Annotated in this window: 3 protein-coding genes; all 3 read right to left on the reverse strand. The window is 62.9% G+C overall.

Annotated features, from left to right (window positions below):
- On the reverse strand, positions 1-819 hold an 819-nt coding region (locus RWK44_RS34690; protein ID WP_316030158.1), incomplete at its 3' end, for a type IV secretory system conjugative DNA transfer family protein.
- Complete coding sequence (gene traD / locus RWK44_RS34695) at positions 806-1,021, reverse strand: type IV conjugative transfer system coupling protein TraD (RefSeq protein WP_163881672.1); 216 nt, start codon at positions 1,019-1,021, stop codon at positions 806-808. The genes traD and RWK44_RS34690, both read right to left, overlap by 14 nt.
- A 4-nt stretch (positions 1,022-1,025) precedes the next feature.
- The gene (gene traC, locus RWK44_RS34700; RefSeq protein WP_163881670.1) at positions 1,026-1,322 is read right to left on the reverse strand and encodes a conjugal transfer protein TraC; all 297 of its coding nucleotides are present in this window, start codon (positions 1,320-1,322) and stop codon (positions 1,026-1,028) included.
- Positions 1,323-1,545 lie beyond the last annotated feature (223 nt).

The following is a 1,545-nucleotide window of genomic DNA, read 5'->3' on the forward strand; positions in this document are numbered from 1 at the left end:
CCCCGCTCCGCCGCGATGCGCGGAGACCATCGGTGCGACCTCGTTCGATGGATCGAGAACGATCAGCGTGCCGCCCCATTTGAGCGCCGTTGGGATCGTCACCGACGTTGTCTTGAAACCGCCGGAGCCGGCAAAGACGATCCCGTGCGACGAGCCGAACGAGCCATCGAAGCACAGCAACGGCGAGTTGCCACCGGCGCCCCAGGTCTCAGCGCTGTCGGCGCGAAACGCTTGGCTCCCGACATTGTCTTTGTCGACCCGATAGCGCTCGCCGACGACGATGCCACCAGCATCGGGAAACAACTTTGCCGCTTCTGTGAGCTTCATCCAATCCGCTTCGCCATGCAGCGCCCGCTTGCCCTGAATGCGCTTAGGCTCGGCCCTTGCGAATACCGCATTGCCGATGAGCGCGACGCGGAGTGCGAAGCAGGCACATAATAGCGCCGCACCCGCGCCGATCGACGTTGCCGGATCGAGAAAGGCCAAGACCGTCTTGTCGGCGGGTACCGTCTTCATGAAAGCGGAAAGGCGCATTGTCTCGCGGACTGCTGCGACCAGGATCGTCGCGCTGCAACCCGCGACGACGCCCCAACCGGCCTGTTTGATATTGATCGAGCCGGCGCTCGCGAACAGGAACAAGATGCCGATCGCCGCACTTGCGAGATAGGGAAGCGCGATCCCTGCCCGCCCCCATGCCAACCGTGCGGTCTCGGTTTTCCCGAACCCGGATAGCCAATGTTCGATCCCGGTCATTCCGATGACGACCAGGATCATCAACGTCCCTGGCACGACGACGAGCGCAATCCTATTGATCGTCATTGCCGAACGCCTCCACGCCGAGTGCGGTGAGCCTGGATCGCTCGCCATCGTCATCCTTGATTCGGCGGGCGATATCGATCAGCGCGCCCAGCAACAGCGCTCGCTTCTCGTAGCGCAGCCCTGCCTTGACGATCAGGCCGCCGAGCTCGATCTTTTGACGTGTGTCCTTCTTGCGGGCGTCGGATGTCATCGTCCTCGCCATGCGCTCAAGCCTCGCCAGCGCTGCCCGCGCCCGCGCCAGACGCGTCCGCCGCGGTCGACGCTTGTCCGCTGCTGTCGCCGGCGCCCTTCTTCCCTCCGGTCGTAGCGCCCTGCCCTCCGCGAAACCGTTTGGTCAGTTGCTCAAACGCAGCCTGAAGCTCTGCCTCGTCGATTTCGATCTCGCCAAGGCCCGCCTTGAGCGCGATCCGGCCGATCCGTTCCGCTTCCCTTGTCTCGGCGAGCTTGAGCTGTTCCTGCAGCTTGGCGATTTCGTCGCGGATTTTCGCGGATGGCTTCTTCATGTCCGGTCGTCTCCCTGGGTGAGAAAGCGTGTCTTTCGGAGCCAGTTTTTCGGATGAGAGTGCGGAACGCACTACTGTGAATCCTACAATCGCCAACGGCGATGCTTTGCTTGATGATCCCGGCCGTTCCGAAGGAGCGGCTTCCAAGGGCGCAATTATACGTCGCTGGCGCGACGTGTTGCTGAGAGAGCCTGGTGGGACCGCCGCTCCCGACGAACCCTTT

The sequence above is a fragment of the Rhizobium sp. 25PS6 genome (assembly GCF_032464655.1).
GTDB classification, from domain to species: Bacteria; Pseudomonadota; Alphaproteobacteria; order Rhizobiales; family Rhizobiaceae; genus Rhizobium; species Rhizobium laguerreae.

Coding starts and splice junctions, on each gene's coding strand:
- traC (WP_163881670.1), bottom strand. CDS start 1,322: ATGAAGAAGCCATCCGCGAAAATCCGCGACGAAATCGCCAAGCTGCAG.
- traD (WP_163881672.1), bottom strand. CDS start 1,021: ATGGCGAGGACGATGACATCCGACGCCCGCAAGAAGGACACACGTCAA.